The organism is Kitasatospora sp. NPDC005748, assembly GCF_040630735.1.
GTDB lineage: Bacteria > Actinomycetota > Actinomycetes > Streptomycetales > Streptomycetaceae > Kitasatospora.
Window position 1 is genome coordinate 61,891 of sequence record NZ_JBEXYD010000009.1, and the last position, 14,985, is coordinate 76,875.

The 14,985-nt window shown below is 73.5% G+C and carries 13 protein-coding genes and 2 pseudogenes; 5 read left to right on the forward strand and 10 right to left on the reverse strand.

The genetic code is table 11. The features are described from left to right. Positions 1–4 precede the first annotated feature (4 nt). Positions 5–436: pseudogene (locus tag ABZ495_RS09985) on the reverse strand (transposase family protein). 195 nt (positions 437–631) lie between these two features. Here ABZ495_RS09985 and ABZ495_RS09990 point away from each other — a divergent pair. Together ABZ495_RS09990 and ABZ495_RS09995 are read left to right on the forward strand one after the other, a co-directional pair. Continuing rightward, complete coding sequence (locus ABZ495_RS09990) at positions 632–1,048, forward strand: GNAT family N-acetyltransferase (RefSeq protein WP_359804489.1); 417 nt, start codon at positions 632–634, stop codon at positions 1,046–1,048. A 69-nt stretch (positions 1,049–1,117) separates the two neighbouring features. Then, positions 1,118–1,387: pseudogene (locus ABZ495_RS09995) on the forward strand (helix-turn-helix domain-containing protein); the annotation flags it as partial. Positions 1,388–1,565: 178 nt separating this feature from the next. On the opposite strand, the gene murQ reads toward ABZ495_RS09995, so the two are convergent. From murQ to ABZ495_RS10010, 3 genes are all read right to left on the reverse strand, one after another. Next, positions 1,566–2,615 (reverse strand): N-acetylmuramic acid 6-phosphate etherase, encoded by a 1,050-nt coding sequence (gene murQ / locus ABZ495_RS10000; protein ID WP_359835161.1) that lies wholly within the window; start codon positions 2,613–2,615, stop codon positions 1,566–1,568. 140 nt (positions 2,616–2,755) lie between these two features. Then, a complete protein-coding gene (locus tag ABZ495_RS10005) occupies positions 2,756–3,436 on the reverse strand; it encodes a DUF6445 family protein (protein ID WP_359835163.1) in 681 nt (226 codons plus the stop codon). 170 nt (positions 3,437–3,606) lie between these two features. Then, the gene (locus tag ABZ495_RS10010) at positions 3,607–4,251 is read right to left on the reverse strand and encodes a TetR/AcrR family transcriptional regulator (RefSeq protein WP_359835166.1); all 645 of its coding nucleotides are present in this window, start codon (positions 4,249–4,251) and stop codon (positions 3,607–3,609) included. Between the two features lie 140 nt (positions 4,252–4,391). Between ABZ495_RS10010 and mca the strand changes: the two genes are divergently transcribed. Continuing rightward, entirely contained in the window at positions 4,392–5,273 is an 882-nt protein-coding gene (gene mca, locus ABZ495_RS10015) for a mycothiol conjugate amidase Mca (protein WP_359835167.1), read from the forward strand. Positions 5,274–5,410: 137 nt separating this feature from the next. Here the strand turns inward: mca and ABZ495_RS10020 are convergent, their stop codons facing one another. Continuing rightward, entirely contained in the window at positions 5,411–7,114 is a 1,704-nt protein-coding gene (locus ABZ495_RS10020; RefSeq protein ID WP_359835169.1) for a PHB depolymerase family esterase, read from the reverse strand. 196 nt (positions 7,115–7,310) lie between these two features. Between ABZ495_RS10020 and ABZ495_RS10025 the strand changes: the two genes are divergently transcribed. Continuing rightward, a complete protein-coding gene (locus ABZ495_RS10025) occupies positions 7,311–7,853 on the forward strand; it encodes a PaaI family thioesterase (RefSeq protein WP_359835171.1) in 543 nt (180 codons plus the stop codon). A gap of 70 nt (positions 7,854–7,923) precedes the next feature. Here the strand turns inward: ABZ495_RS10025 and ABZ495_RS10030 are convergent, their stop codons facing one another. From ABZ495_RS10030 to ABZ495_RS10045, 4 genes are all read right to left on the reverse strand, one after another. Continuing rightward, the gene (locus ABZ495_RS10030) at positions 7,924–8,925 is read right to left on the reverse strand and encodes a YdcF family protein (RefSeq protein ID WP_329485923.1); all 1,002 of its coding nucleotides are present in this window, start codon (positions 8,923–8,925) and stop codon (positions 7,924–7,926) included. Between the two features lie 193 nt (positions 8,926–9,118). Next, entirely contained in the window at positions 9,119–10,087 is a 969-nt protein-coding gene (gene pip, locus ABZ495_RS10035) for a prolyl aminopeptidase (RefSeq protein ID WP_359835173.1), read from the reverse strand. A 300-nt stretch (positions 10,088–10,387) separates the two neighbouring features. Continuing rightward, positions 10,388–11,239 carry a lysophospholipid acyltransferase family protein gene (locus tag ABZ495_RS10040; protein ID WP_359835176.1) on the reverse strand — a complete coding sequence of 284 codons (852 nt, stop codon included), beginning with the start codon at positions 11,237–11,239 and terminating at the stop codon, positions 10,388–10,390. Continuing rightward, the gene (locus ABZ495_RS10045) at positions 11,236–12,264 is read right to left on the reverse strand and encodes a GNAT family N-acyltransferase (protein WP_359835178.1); all 1,029 of its coding nucleotides are present in this window, start codon (positions 12,262–12,264) and stop codon (positions 11,236–11,238) included. Before ABZ495_RS10045 ends, ABZ495_RS10040 begins: the two co-directional genes overlap by 4 nt. A 226-nt stretch (positions 12,265–12,490) precedes the next feature. Here ABZ495_RS10045 and ABZ495_RS10050 point away from each other — a divergent pair, with 226 nt between their 5' ends. Beyond that, positions 12,491–12,964 (forward strand): hypothetical protein, encoded by a 474-nt coding sequence (locus ABZ495_RS10050; protein WP_359835180.1) that lies wholly within the window; start codon positions 12,491–12,493, stop codon positions 12,962–12,964. An 85-nt stretch (positions 12,965–13,049) separates the two neighbouring features. On the opposite strand, the gene ABZ495_RS10055 is transcribed toward ABZ495_RS10050, so the two are convergent. Further along, positions 13,050–14,429 (reverse strand): serine hydrolase domain-containing protein, encoded by a 1,380-nt coding sequence (locus tag ABZ495_RS10055; RefSeq protein WP_359835182.1) that lies wholly within the window; start codon positions 14,427–14,429, stop codon positions 13,050–13,052. Between the last annotated feature and the right edge of the window lie 556 nt (positions 14,430–14,985).

Sequence of the window (14,985 nt, forward strand, 5' to 3'; positions counted from 1 at the left end):
GGAGTCATCCCGTGAGAGCGAGGTTGTGCAGACGGGCAACGCCGTGCATCGCGTGGCGCACACCGTCGTCTCTCAGGCGGCGGTCGCGCAGGATCTTTTAGGTCTTCATCCGGGCGAAGGCGTGCTCGACGCGGGCGCGGACCCGTTGGTGGTCGTGGTTGTGTTCGGTCTGCCAGTCGGTCAGTTCGTCGCCACGGAGGCGGCGGTGCGGGATGACGAGACCGGTTCCGGGGTAGCCGTCGTCGGCGATCGTGGTTGGCCGGCCGACGGCGGCCTTGGCCCCGGATTCCTCCCATGCCCTGCAGTCGTTGCGGTTGCCGGGCAGGGGCCGACCGACCCGGCGCGGCTGCCTCACCAACTCGCCGACGGCACGCGGGCTCAGTCCGGCGAACGGGGCAGTCCAGGGCGGCTCAGACGCCGTGATAACACCAGCCACGGCCAAGGTCATCCCACGGGCAAGACCACCGACGGGATGACTCTCAGTGCCGCATCAGGCAACGTTCGCCCTGCTGAGGTACCGACAGAGGCCAGAGCGACGGGGTTCCGAAGGCCGCAGAGATGGGTTCGGCGTCGGGATCGCTCTGCGGCAAAATGCCCGCCCCCCGATGCCGGAACGTGTCAGGATCCTCGAATGGAGATCCGTCGTGTCACTCAGGTCGAGGCGGTCGACGCCGCTGGACATCTCTTCGACACCGTCCCAGGGCGGGAGGCCACTGAACGGTTCCTGACGGACGAGCGCCATCACCTCCTCATCGCCTATGTGGACGACGTCCCGGCGGGGATCGTCACCGGTGTCGAGATGACCCATCCGGACAAGGGAACCGAGATGTTCCTGTACGAGCTGGGCGTGGACGAGTCCTTCCGCGGGCGTGGCGTCGGCCGGGCTCTGGTGTCGGCGCTCGCCGACCTGTCCCGTGAACGGGGCTGCTATGGCGTGTGGACCATCACGGACGAGGAGAACGCGGCAGCACTGGCCACGTACCGCCGCGCCGGCGGCGTCCCTGAAACGGGACAGGTGGTCCTCACCTGGACATTCGATCAGCCGTAGACCGACGCAACGGATCCCCCTCCCGCACCGCATGGTTGGCGACCCGGCGTCCACGTACAGGTCCGCGAGATCGATGATGACGAGGGCAGCCGACTGCTGCGGATCGTCCACCGGGTCGCCGGGTGGTGGTGTCCTGGCGGCGGGCACAGATGGTCCTGCTGTCTGCCCCGCGTGTGCCTGTGGCGAAGCTCGCCGAGGTCACCTTCACCAGTACGGACCGGGTTCGCGACGTGATCCACCACTTCAACGCCGACGGCTTCGACTCACTCTTCCCGAAGCACAGGGGCGGGCGGCCACGGGCGTTCACCCCTGCCCGAGCGCCGGGAGATCATGGAGATCACCAAGTTCAAGCATGATCCGCCGCTACATCGTCTGGCGGAACAAGCACGCCGTCGACGAACGGCTAGCCGGCTCAGTGTGCTCCGGCGGCGTCTCTGCGGCCGCCACGAGTGCGTGCCGCCGAGGCCGTCCGTCAGTCCACCGTCCGTCAGTCCACCGTCCGTCAGTCCACCGTCCGTCAGTTCACCGGCCGGGCCGATTCGAGGGCTTCGCGCAGTCGGCCGCCCGAGGCGGCGAGCAGTCGGCGGGCGGTCGGCGCGTCCACTCCGGCGAGCACGACCAGGACGGCGTCCTTGGCCTCGCCGCCCGTCACGGCCAGCGCGCTCCGGACGGTCTCCTCGTCCGCGCCGGTGGCCGTGGCCACGATCCGGTGGGCCCGGTCGCGAAGCTTGGCATTGCCCGCCCGCACGTCGACCATCAGATTTCCGTAGGTCTTGCCGAGCCGAACCATGACGGCCGTCGAGAGCAGGTTCAGGACGAACTTCTGTGCGGTGCCCGCCTTGAGCCGGGTGGATCCGGCCAGCACCTCCGGCCCCGTCACCACCTCGATGCCCAGCGCGGCCGCCGACACCAGGGCGGACCTCCGGTTGCAGGCCACGCCCACGGTCAGCGCTCCGGCGGCGCGGGCCTGTCGGATCGCGGCCACCGTGTACGGCGTACGGCCCGAGGCGGAGACGCCCACCACGCAGTCGGCGGCCGTCGGGGCGAGTGCTTCGAGGTCGGCGACGGCGAGGTCCGGCCGGTCCTCCGCGCCCTCGACGGCGCGGACCAGCGCTGCGGAGCCGCCCGCGATCAGGCCCACGACCTGGCCGGGGGCGGTGTTGAAGGTCGGCGGGCACTCGCTCGCGTCCAGCACTCCGAGCCGCCCGGCCGTTCCCGCCCCCACGTACACCAGTCGGCCGCCCCGGGCCATCCGGGCGGCGATCGCGTCGGCCGCGGCGGCGATCGGTTCCAGCTGCGTGGCCACGGCCTTGGCCACGGTGCGGTCCTCGTCGTTCATCAGGCGGAGGAGGTCGAGGGTCGTCATCCGGTCGATGCCGGACCAATCGGGGCGTACGGCCTCGGTCACCGAACCGCCGATGGCGCCGTCGCCACTGCCGGTCCCGCTGGTGCTGTCGGTGTCGTCGCCGCTGTCGCTGAGGGTGTCGCTGAGGGTGTCGCTGCCGGGATCGTCGGTCGCACCGGTCGCCGTACCGGGCTCCGGGTGCGGCGGGAGGTCGCTGTCCATGAGCGCTGTTTCCCCGGGTGGGCGTGCCGTGAACCAGGGTGGGCGGCGGGGCCGGTGCTCCGGGGTTCCGCTGCACGGACGGGTCGCGTCAGGGACCTGGGGCCGGGTGCTCCGGGGCCCGGTGCCAGGGCGCTCCGGGGTCAGGCCATCCAGAAGAAGACGGCCGTCATTCGCCGCTCCTCCAGCGGGATGCCGTAGTAGCCGGTGGCACTGTGGATCAGGTTGGCGCGGTACAGCAGGAGCCGGTTGTAGCGGTTGGGGACGCGGACGTCCTCGGTGAAGGCGTCACCCGGGACGCGGCGCGTGCCGAGCGCCTCGACGAGGTTGTTGTGCGGTGCGTCGACGAGGTTGCCGCCGAGGCGCCCGCCGGGGAACTGCTGGCGGTAGAAGCTGGTGCCGGCCTCCTTGGGGGCACCGGGGCTGAGGTAGAGGACGGCCGCGTAGCGGCAGAGCGCGCGGGAGTCGGTGTGGGGGCGGGATTCCGACTCGCCGGCGCCGACCAGTTGGACGCAGTTGTGGTTGAGCGTTCCGCCGCCGGGCGTGCTCTGGACCCAGAGCTTGGCGGTACCGGTCGCCCGGCGGACCAGTGCCTCCACCCGGGCGAGCTCGGCCGGCTCCAGGCCGGGCATGGTGCGCAGCCCGGGCCAGGTCTCGGGCCGGTAGGGGTACCCCTCGGTCCAGTCGCCCCGGGCGAGGCACCGTTCGCGGACCGCGTCCGGATCGGGCAGCACGTCGTCCAGCACCCAGTAGTCCCGACCGGGGGTGGGTTTGCGGTAGGGCAGGACGGGCAGGGCTGTCCGCCCGAGGGGCTGTGGGGGCATGCGCCGACCATAGGGTCGGGGCCCGCCAACGTTCTGCCGTGAACAAGTCAACCTTTCGTCAAGTGTCGGGACCTGCGCTTTTTCGGTGTGCCGGTGTGCCGGTGTGCCTGTACGACGAGCGGCCCGGTCGGGGGATGCCGTCGTTGGCGCGCCCGGTGTGTGGCGGCGCGTCAGTCGGTCGGCCGGACGGCGTACCCGTCGAGCGCGCTCCGCAGGTGGTCGAAGGCCCGGACGGCGGACGGTCGGATGGCCGCCGATATCGCCTCGTGCTCCTCGCCGGTCAGGACGCGGCGGAAGACCTCGGTGAAGAGCGCGCGGCGGATCGCCGCCAGCAGGCCGGCCGCGAGTCTGGCGGTGAGGTCGCCCGGTGGGGAGTCGGTGGCCTCGGCGAGGGCCGCGGTGAGCGCGTTCTCGCTCTGCTCGTGGATCTCGCGCAGCCGGGCGAGCAGGGCGGGGCTCTCCGTGACGGTGCGGGCGAACGGCGGATCGGCGAAGCCGAGGGCCGGGTCGTGCCGGTCGATCGAGGCGAGGCAGGTGCGGCGCAGCGCCGCCAGCGCGGACTCGCCGGGCGCGCGCCCGGCGACCGCCTCGGCCTGGGCGGCGATCATCTCCCGGTGCAGGTCGAGGACGAGGTCCTCCTTGCGCGGGAAGTGGTTGGTGACGGTCATCTTGGCGACCCCGGCGGCCACCGCGACCTCGGCGATCGTCGTCCGGTCGAAGCCGTGCTCGATGAAGAGCCGCGTGGCGGCGTTCGAGATCGCCTCGCGGGTGCGGCGCTTGTTGAGCTCGCGCAGGTTGGGGGTGCCCTCGGTCATGGCGTGAGCGTAGCGCAGATTCACTGGGTCGGGTACAGAAATTAGGCTTGACCCAGTCAATGGGTCGGACCTAAGTTGTTTCCCGGCGGGCCACCGGACCGGACCGCTGCTCGACGCCACTCGGACCGAAGGAACCGCGCATGTTCACTCACCCCTCCGCACTCCGGCTGCTGACCGTGCACGCCCACCCCGACGACGAGTCCAGCAAGGGGGCGGCCACCCTCGCCCGCTACGCCGCCCAGGGGGTGGACGTCATGGTCGCGACGTGCACCGGCGGCGAGCGCGGCTCGGTGCTCAACCCGGCACTCGACCGGCCCGGGACCAGGGCCGAGCTGACCCGGATCCGGCGCGAGGAGATGGCCGCCGCACGCGAGATCCTCGGTGTCGGCCAGCGCTTCCTGGGCTTCACCGACTCCGGGCTACCTGGCCCCGGCGAGCCACTGCCCGACGGCTGCTTCGCGCTCCTGCCGCCCGCCGTCGCCGCCGAGCCGCTGATCACGCTGATCCGCGAGTTCCGCCCCCACGTCGTCGTCACCTACGACGAGACGGGCGGCTACCCACACCCCGACCATGTGATGACCCATCGGGTCACCGTCGAGGCGGTCGAGGGCGCGGCCGACCCCGACCGCTGTCCGGAGGCGGGCGAGCCCTGGCAGGTGGCCAAGCTCTACTATCACCTGGCGCTGTCCCGGGCCTGGTTCCAGGCCATGCACGACTCGATGACGGCTCGCGGCGTCGACTCGGCCATGGGCGAGGTGCTGGCCGGCTGGCCCGACGCCCCGCCCGCCCTCGCCACCACCACCCGGATCCGCTGCGCCGAGCAGTTCGCCGTACGGGACGCCGCCCTGCTCGCGCACGCCACCCAGATACAGCCCGGCACCGGGTTCATGGCACACCCGCGTGAGATCGAGCGCGAGGTCTGGCCGACGGAGGACTACCACCTGGCCCGGAGCCTGGTGGAGACGGTCCTCCCCGAATCCGACCTGTTCGCCGGTCTGCGCCCCGGAGAGGAGCACGGATGAGGAAGCTCAGAAGGTTGGGCGGAGGCCGGCACACCGGCGGTGGCACGGTGGCCGGACACTGCGGACACGCGGGCCCGGTCCGGAGTCGGGGGCAGCATCAGGGCCCGTGCCGGGGCCGACTCGCCGCCGGTCGCGGGTCAGCACTGCCCGTCGGCGAGGACGAAGTAGCCCGCCCCGGTCTCCTTCAGCGTGTGGATCGTGAAGGTGTTCCAGAGGCCCATGGCCTGTCCCGAGCCGAGGGCGTAGGTGAGGCCGCCGGCCTGAGTCGCACGGCCCGCCTTCACCTGGTCGTAGTTGCTGTCCGTGAAGCACTGCTGCGCGCCGCCGGGAGTGCTCGCCGTCACCGCCGCCGACCGGGCTCCCACGGCGCCCGCCGCGTCGACGGCGGCCACGGTGTAGGTGTACGAGGCCCCGGGGTTCAGGCCGCCGTCGGTGTACGAGGTGCCGGCCGGGGCGGCCACCCGCGTTCCGTTCCGGTACAGCACGTAGGACGCGGCGCCGGTGACGGCCTGCCAGCCGAGCGCGATCGAGTCCTGGCCGGTGGCGGTCGCGGTCAGGCCCGCCGGTGCGGGCAGCGAGGGCGTGGCCGGGCCGCCGCCGTCCAAGCCCCAGAACCGCGCGGTGTAGTAGCTGGAGCAGATCGTGTCGAGGAAGTAGGCGCCGCCGGCCCCGCACTGGTCCGCCCCCGGGCCCGGGTCGACCGCGAGCCCGTGACCCATCCCCGCGACGGAGTAGAGCGCCACGGCGGGCCGGCCGCTCGCGTCGTTGTAGACGGACTCGGTGGTGCCACCCGGCAGGTTCCGGGTGGCGGAGGCGCTCTGGCCGATGCCCCACACATCCGTCCACTGGTCCCGCAGCTCGGTGCCGTTCACGGGCCTGACGGTGGTGTCCGCGGTGCCCTGCCAGATCGCCACCCGGGGCCACGGCCCGCTGTGGCCCGGGTACGCCCGGCGGACTCGGTCGCCCCACTGGGCCGGGGTGAGCCGCTGGTCGTTGTTCTGGCACCCGGAGGCGGCGGCCTGGGTGGTGGCGCAGTGCGCGGGCAGGCCGGAGTCGATCGCCCCGCCCGCGAACACGTCGGGGTAGTCGGCCAGCAGGTCGGCCGCCATACCGCCACCGGCCGAGAGGCCCGTGACGAACACCCGGCGCCCGTCGGAGCCGTACAGGGCCCGGGCTTCGGTGACCATCTCGGACACCGATTCGGCCTCGCCCGCGCCCCGGCTGTCCTTGGCGGCGTCGAACCAGCTGAAGCAGGAGAGGGCGTTGTTGGCGCTGCCGGTCTGCGGGAACACCACCGCGAAGCCGTACCGGTCGGCCAGGGTGGTCCAGCCGGAGTTGCGGTAGTAGTCGGTGGCTGTCTGGGTGCAGCCGTGCAGCGCGACCACCAGCGGTGCGCCGGTCGGCAGGCCTGCCGGGGTGTAGGAGAACATCGCCAGGTTCCCGGGGTTGCCACCGAACCCGGTGACCTGTTGGAAGGTCCCGCCCGCCGTGGAAGCGGCAGGGGCGGCCACATGCGCGGCGGAAGTCGCGGAGGCCGCGGTACGGCCGGGGCCCGGGGTGGCGGCCGCGACGGCGGAGGCCGGTGCCGTGGAGGCGAGTGCCAGCGCCGCGAGCAGCGCAGCCGCGGCGCGGCGCGCGAACCGCCGGCCCGGGCGGGCCGGTCCCGCGACGGGCACGGCGCGGGCGGTCCCGGTCTCAGTGGTACCGGGTGCGCTGGATCCGGGTGCGCTGGATCCGGGCACGTCGGATCCGGGCACGTCGGATCCGGTCGGTGGGACGGGCGCGGTGGACGGGGCGGTCACGGCGGGCGCGGTCGACACGCGCACGGGCAGCAGAACCATGGAGGACTCCTGGGTGGGGGCGGAGTTCGGTGGACTCGGTGGACTGCCGTGCAGCGTGGCGCGTCCGGCCGTCGGGTGACATGTGACGGTCACCCGTTGTCGGCGCGCCCGTCATGGCCGGTGCCGCCATGGGCGGAGCCGCTCCGAAGTGCGAATCGCAGTTGAGCAGGACGGGCGGAGCGGGCAGGTTGGTCCCATGACCACGTATGGATTCCAGGGAGAGCAGACCGTGCCGGACGAGGCGTCGCACAGCCGTACCCACCACTGGCAGGTCGGACCGCCGGTCTCCGCGTTCCCGCACCTCACCGGGGAGGAGATCCTGCAGGAGATGATCGCGGGACGGATCCAGGCTCCGCCGATCGCCAGCACCCTGGGCTTCGGACTGGTCGAGGCCGGGCCGGGCACGGCGGTCTTCGAGGGCGAGGTCGGCGAGCATCTCTTCAACCCGATGAACACCGTGCACGGCGGCTACCTCGCCACCCTGCTCGACTCGGCGCTCGGCTGCGCCGTGATGAGCCGACTGCCCGCCGGCACGGCCTACACCACGACCCAGTTGAACGTGCACATGGTGCGCCCGGTGTTCGCCGACTCGGGGAAGCTGCGGTGCGAGGCCATCGCGCTGCACGTCGGCCGTACCCTCGCGACGGCGGAGGCGCGGGTGGTCGGCGTGGAGGACGGCAAGCTGTACGCGCACGGGACGACCACCTGCGCGGTCCTGGCGCCGCGTCCGACGGCATGACACGGCGGCCCCCGGGCCGTTTCCCCGGGTTCTGGCGGCCGGGGCCCGGAAGGACGGGGTGTCCGGTGCGTCAGAGCGCGGCGGCGAGCACTCCGCACAGCGCGAGGAAGCCGCAGATGCCGAAGTTGATCAGCTTGTGGGAGAGGAAGACGGCGGCGAACTCCCGGATCGTCGCGCTCGGCCAGTAGTACGCCGCGGTGGGGGAGCCGAAGACCTGCCCGGTCACACCCGCCTTACGGGCCGTCAGCGCGGCACGGAACGCGTGGAAGTTGTTGGTGACGATCACGCAGCGGTACCCGGGCTTGGCCTGCTCCATGATCGCTCTGGAGAAGAGCAGGTTCTCCTCCGTCGTGCGCGAGTGCTCCTCACGCACGAGGTGTGCCTCGGGGAAGCCGCGCTGCACGAGGTAGTCGGCCATCGCGTGGGACTCGGGTAGCTTCTCGTCCGGTCCCTGGCCGCCCGAGGTGATCAGCACCGGTGGGTTGCCGCGAGCGGCCTGCTTCTCGTACACCTCACGGCCCCGGTTCAGCCGGCTCGCCAGCAGCGGCGGCACCCGGTCGCCGCCGATCAGGCCCGAGCCGAGCACCACGACGAAGTCGACGTCCCGGCGGGGGCGGTGGCGGCCGTACAGGAAGGCGTAGCCCACGAAGCAGACGAACAGAAAGGAGATGTAACCGACCACCAGCACGGCGGTGCCGGCGAGGACCCCCAGCCGGTACGAGCGGGTCACCACGGCGGCGACGAGCAGGCTGATCACGGAGAGGATGCCGAGGCCCGCGAGCAGGGACAGCAGATTGGCCGGCCGTCTGCCCTCCTTGCGGACCATCGTCAGGCCGTTGGCGATCAGGAAGCCGACCAGCGCCAGCGTTCCGACCGCCGGCAGCAGGATGATGGCGACGGCTGCCACCTCGGCGACCAGTGTCGGGGCCTTGCGCAACTCGGCGAGCAGCGCCAGGGCGAGAAAGGAGACGGCTATGCCGAGCAGGACGGCGTTGCTGAATCGGCGTCGGTCACGGAGCACCCCGATCCCGCACAGGACGAAGAACAGGGCTGCGGGGGCATAGGCGATCATGCTCGTATCGTAGGGGCCCGATCGGGCGGCCGGGAGCGGCCCTTGGGCACACGGCCGACCGGGCCCGGGCGGCCTCCGGCCGGGCAACGGCCGGGCAACTCCGCCGTCTCGGTCTCGCCGCAGGTCCGACTCCCGGTCGGGCCGGCGGACCGTCTCGCCGCCGGCACGAGACGGCCGGAGCGAGCCGTCGTGGTCAGTTCCGGGCGGGTCCGGCGAACCGTTCGATGGCTGCGAACACCGCCTCGCCCATGGCGGGGCTCCCGGTGTGGCCGGAGTCCTGGATGACCGTCAACTCGGCGTCCGGCCAGGCCTTCGCCAGTTCCCAGGCGGTCTTCAGCGGCGATCCGAGGTCCAGCCGGCCGTGGATCAGGACGCCCGGGATCCCGGCCAGTCGTCCGGCGTCGCGCAGGAGTCGGCCGTCCTCCAGGAAGGCGTCGTGCGCGAAGTAGTGCGCGGTGATCCGGGTGAACGCCATCAGGGCGTCGTCCGGGCGGTCGGAGTAGGCGTTCGGTTTCCCCAGCGACTCGTGCGCGATCACCGCGTCCTCCCAGGTCGCCCAGTCCCGTGCGGCCTTGCGGCGGACGGCCTCGTCGGGGCTGTTCAGCAGCCGGCTGTACGCGGCCACCAGGTCGCCGTCCCGTTCGGCGGGCGGCAGCCCGTCGCGGAAGGCCTCCCAGGGGCCCGGCAGCAGCCGGCCCACGCCGCGGTACAGCCAATCGGTCTCCTCGGGGCGAGTCATGGTCACCCCGCAGATCACGATCTCCGAGACCCGCTCGGGGTGGGTCTGCGCGTAGGCGAGGATCAGGGTCGAGCCCCAGGAGCCGCCGTACAGCAGCCACTTCTCGATGCCCAGGTGTTCGCGAAGCCGTTCCATGTCGGCGATCAGATGGGCGGTGGTGTTGTGTTCCAGACCGGTCGCCGGGTCGGCGGCGTGCGGCAGGCTCCGTCCGCACCCGCGCTGGTCGAACAGCACCAGGTGGTAGCGCTTGGGGTCGAAGCAGCGCCGGTTCTTCGGACTGTGGCCGGAGCCCGGTCCGCCGTGCACCACGACGGCGGGCTTGCCGGCGGGGTTGCCCGAGGCCTCCCAGTAGATTCGCTGGCCGTCGCCGACCTCCAGGAGTCCTTGCGCGTAGGGCTTGCCGATCGGGTACAGCTCGGACACGGCGGGAGTCCTCCTGGGCGTGGCGTCGGCCGACCTCGGCGGCGGGCGGGGGCGGTCCCGCGGAACGCCTGCCGGTCGCAGGGGAGTCGGACGGTGTGGCACGGCGGTCGACGGCGGCGAGCCGTGGTGGACGGGCGGATGCCGTGAGGCTACCTGCCCGGCCCACCGCCCGTCGATCACCGGTCGGCGCCGGGCACGACGGGCATCCGCCGCGGGCACCCGGCCGCACCGACCCCACCGGTCTGACTCACCAGCGGGCACTCACAGCGGGCACTCACAGCGGGTGCTCACAGCGGGTGCTCACAACGGGCAGTCACCACCGGGCACTCGCCGGCCGGTCGCCTCCACGGCCGCCTGGGCGGCACGGGCCAGCTCCCGGCGCGGCTGCCACCGGTCCGCCGGCTGACCGGTCCGGACCGCGGGTGCCGGGATCGCGGGCAGGAAGGTCACCTCGGCCACCAGTCCACGGACCGACACCACCCGGGCGATCGAGGCGAGCAGGCCGTCCTCGCCGACGAAGGCCGGCGTGCTGGTCGCCCGCCCGTCCGCGAGTCGGTAGCGGACCGTCACCGGCTGCACGGGAGCACCGGCCTGGACGGCGGCCTCGAAGAGCGCAGGGCGGAACCGGCCGCTCTCCCGCCCGCACCAGGTCGACCCCTCGGGGAAGACGACCACGGGCCGTCCCGCGCGCAGCAGTTCGGTGACCGCGGCGACCGTGCCGGGGAGGGTGCGCAGCCGGTCGCGGTCGAGGAAGACGGTGCCGCCCCAGGCCACCAGCGGGCCGAGCACCGGCCAGTGCCGGACTTCGGTCTTGGCCAGCGAGCGGCCGGGCCGGCCGGCCGCGATCAGCGGGATGTCCAGCCACGAGACGTGGTTGGCCACCACCAGCACCCCGCCGCCGCAGGCCGGGGGCGGCGCGATCCGGACGGTGATCCCGAGCGCGCCGAGCAGGGTGCGTGCCCAGAAGCGGACCAGCGCGTCGCGAGGCCCCCCGGGCAGGGCCCGGACCGACGGGGTGAGCGCGAGGCCCGTCACCAGCACGACCAGGAACGCGGCGAGGCGCAGGATCCGCCGGGGGAGTGCCACCACGGGGGCGGCCTCGGTCAGGCAGGTCTCCGGCGTGCAGGGGGCGGTCGGCAGCCAGACGCTCACAAGAGCGGCCCGGGCGCGGGTTCCGTACCGCCGGGCGCGGCCGGTCCGGTGGCCGGGGCCGCCGGAGCGAGCCCGGAGAGGAAGTGCCGCAGGTAGCGCGGATCGGTGCGCTCCAGGGACAGCAGCACGTAGAGGTCGGCGGTGGCGAAGTCCGGGTCGTGGGCTGGCGCGCCGCAGACCCAGGCGCCCAGCCGCAGGTACCCGCGGAGCAGTGCCGGCAGCGCGGCCCGCTCGGCGCGGGGCAGGCCGGTGGGGTCCCACGGCCGGTGCGGGGCGACCCGGTACTCCTCGGGGGCGAGGTACTTGGCGCTGACGGTGTCCCAGACCCGCGCCGCCGTCGCGCCGCCGTCGTCCAGCGGGATCGAGCAGCAGCCGCCGACCCAGGTGTTGCCGGTGTCGGCGAGGTAGCGGGCGATGCCGCCCCACATCAGGTTGATGACCGCGCCGTTGCCCCGGTGGTCCGGGTGGATGCAGGAGCGGCCCAGCTCCACCAGGCCGTCGCGGAGCGGGGACAGGTTGCGCAGGTCGAACTCGCCGTCGGAGTAGAGCCGTCCGGCCCGTCGGGCGGCTGCCGGGCGCAGCAGCCGGTAGGTCCCCACCACGGGGCCGTCCTCGCCCTCGCGCACCAGCAGGTGGTCGCAGAACGCGTCGAACGGGTCGACGTCCAGCCCCGCCACCGGGCTGTGCAGCCGGGCACCGAGTTCAGCGGCGAAGACCTGGTGGCGCAGCAGCTGGGCGGCGCGCACGTCGGCCTCGTCACGAGCGAGCGCGACGGTGTAGGCGGGCGCCGGCACCTTGCCGAGGAGGGCCGGTGCGGAGAGCGCCGGTGCGGAGAGCGCCGGGGCCGCGAGGGCGGGCACGGGAGCGGCCGGGGCGGGTACGGCCGGGGCGGGGACCGGTCGGACGGTGAGCGGCTGGACGGTGACCGGCTGGACGACGGTCTGCTGCGCCGGCAGCGGGATGGGGAGCACCGAGGTGTGGCCGGGGGTGACGGCGGGCGGAGCGTACGTGGGGACGGTGGTCATGGCAGACCCTCCAGGGCGGCACGGACGACGGCGGCCACGGATCGCCGTGGCACCGGCCCGCACTCTCGGTCGTGGGGCGTGCGAACCGGTATCCGTATGTTTCTCCGTGTCGGCTGGCGTCCACGTTGCCGTTCGGCAGAGCTTGGATGTGCACCTGCTGAATGGGGCCACTCACTGTCTGCCGGACACCTGTTCGGTGTGCGGGCGCCACCGTATGCTCCGCTCCATGGGGTGGAAACCGGGCTCGGCGCGGCGGCGGGAGATCGCCGCGGAGCTGTGGGACATCCTGCGGGTGCAGGCCCAGCTCGCGGTCGGACTGCTCCTCCTCCACCTGCTCGCCAGGCTGGTCGGACTGGCCACCTCACCCTGGTGGATGCTGGTGGTGGCGATGGCCGGCGCCCTGCAGATCACCGCCGACCGGTGCTGGGAGGAGGACCGCAGGCGGAGCACCCTCGCCCTCGCGATGGTGGTCGCCCCCGTGACGGGGGTCGTCCCGTTCCTGGCGGTCGGCGCCTTCCTCGGGTGGGAGAGCGGCGCGACGGACGCCGCGCTGGCGCCGTGCACGGTCGTCGGCACGCTGCTCGCGTCGCACGCGCTGCGCACGGCCCACCTCCTGCGCCTGGCCCGTCCGCCTGGTTCGCCGGCCGGAGCGCGGGCCCCCGACGCCGAAGCGTCGGAGCCCCGCGGCGGCGCGGCGTAGGCCCGCCGCGCCGCACCGGGCGCCCGTCACGGCGTGCCGGAGCCCCGCGGCGGCGACACACCCGGGCCGGGGGAGGCCCGACGCCTCAGAAGGCCTGCCAGCCGGCCGGGTCGACCCCGCCGGGCACGGCCTCGGCCGGACCGTAGGGCCGGCGGGTGAAGACGAAGGAGCCGACGTCCAGGTGGCTGACCGAGCCGTCGGCGGCGCGGACGACCCGCAGCGTCTCGCCCGCGTAGTAGTGGTCCAGCCCCGTCCAGGAGCCGTCCGGCTCGGCGCGGAACCGGGAGCTGCGGGTGCCGCCGGTGAGCGGGGCCAGTTCCAGGACGCGGTCGGCCTTCAGCCGCAGGGTGTGGCCGGCGGCGCCCCAGTACCAGGGGCCGGTGAGCGCGAGCAGGTCCTCGTCGAGGGAGGACAGCGGGCGCCAGGGCTCGGGCAGCCGGGGTTCGTGCTGGGCGGTGAGGGAGATCAGCTCCGCCGCGACCCGCGGGGTGTCGCCGCCGCTGGTCGCGTTGGCGACCGCGATCGCCGCCAGACCGTCCGCCTCGCTGATCCAGAGGCCGGCGGTGAAGCCCGGCATCGAACCGGTGTGGCCGTAGAGGACGCGGTCCTGGTGGCGCAGCAGTTGCAGCCCGAGCCCGTACCCGCCGGACCAGTTCTCGCCGCCCGGGCCGACGGCGGGTACGCGCATCTCGGCGAGGCTCTCGGCGGTCAGCACCTTCGGGTCGCCGGCGGTCAGGAAGGCGGCCCAGCGGGCCAGGTCGGCGACGGTCGACCAGAGCTGCCCGGCCGGTGCCATCAGCCCGGTCTCGGTCAGCGGTTCGGGCAGCATGACGTCGGCCCAGGGGTGGACGGCGAAGCCGCCGGCGTGCGGGAGCTCGGGCAGCAGGGTGGTGCGGTCCATCCCGAGCGGAGTCAGGACCTCGCGGTGCAGCACCTCGTGCCACGGCTCGCCGCGCAGGCGCTCGACCAGCGCGCCGAGCAGGGCGTAGCCGGGGTTGGAGTAGTGGTGGAGCCGCCCCGCCGGGTGCTTGCGCGGGTTGTCGCCCTCCAGGAGGTCGGCGAGCTCGGGGCGCAGCGTGCCGTCGGTCCGCTCCCACCAGGGCGCCGGGGTCTCGGAGGCGAGGCCGGCCGAGTGGGCGAGCAGTTGGGCGACGGTGGCGCCGTCGGCCGGGGTGCCGGGCAGGTGGCGCTCCAGCGGGTCGGCCAGGTCGAGCAGGCCCTCGTCGCGCAGCCGGAGCACCAGGACGGCGACGAAGGTCTTGGTGAGCGAGCCGATCCGGTACTGCACGTCGACGGTGGGCGCATGACCGTCGATCATGCTGCGCGCTCCGCTCCAGACCAGTCTGCCGTCCCGGACCACCGCGGCGACCAGGGAGGGCGTGCGGCCCTCGGCCTGTGCGACCGCGATCCGGTGCAGCAGCGCGCGGCGGGTCGTCGGGAGGAGCTCGTCGTACTGGTCGGTCATCTGATCCTCTGAATCATTCGGTGCAGCGGCTGGAACGCGGACCGGGGCCGGGGGTCGACCGTCGCCGGATGCCGTCGGCGGGGCCGGACGGCTCCTTCAACCTACGTCGGTCGTCCACGGTCCTCCACCTCCTTTCCGGGCCGGCCGGGGGAGTCCCGCCGAGGGCCCGCCGCGCCGCTCGCGGCGCCCGCCCCGGGTCGGAGCCGCCAACACGCGGCGATGGTGACGATCAGTCGGTTGCCGATCGACGCGGAGTAGCCTCGGCTCGACCATGACAAGCCGGCTCGCACGGCACGACCGCCTCCGGGGCCGGCCTGGGAGAGCCGGCCTGGGACAGCCGGCCTCCGGTGATGGGAAACCTGAGGAGAGCCTGGCTGAGGGCAGTCACTGCGGCTGCCCTCGTGACCTTCGCTCTCCTGGTCCTCCCCGCGCTCGGGACCGCTCTCGGCCCCGTTCACCCGTCGCTCGCCGCCCGCTCGCCGCCCGCTCACCGTCCGCTCGCCGGACGGTACTTGACAGCATGAATTGGTCCAGTCCATTTTGGGCTCCTCCCCGC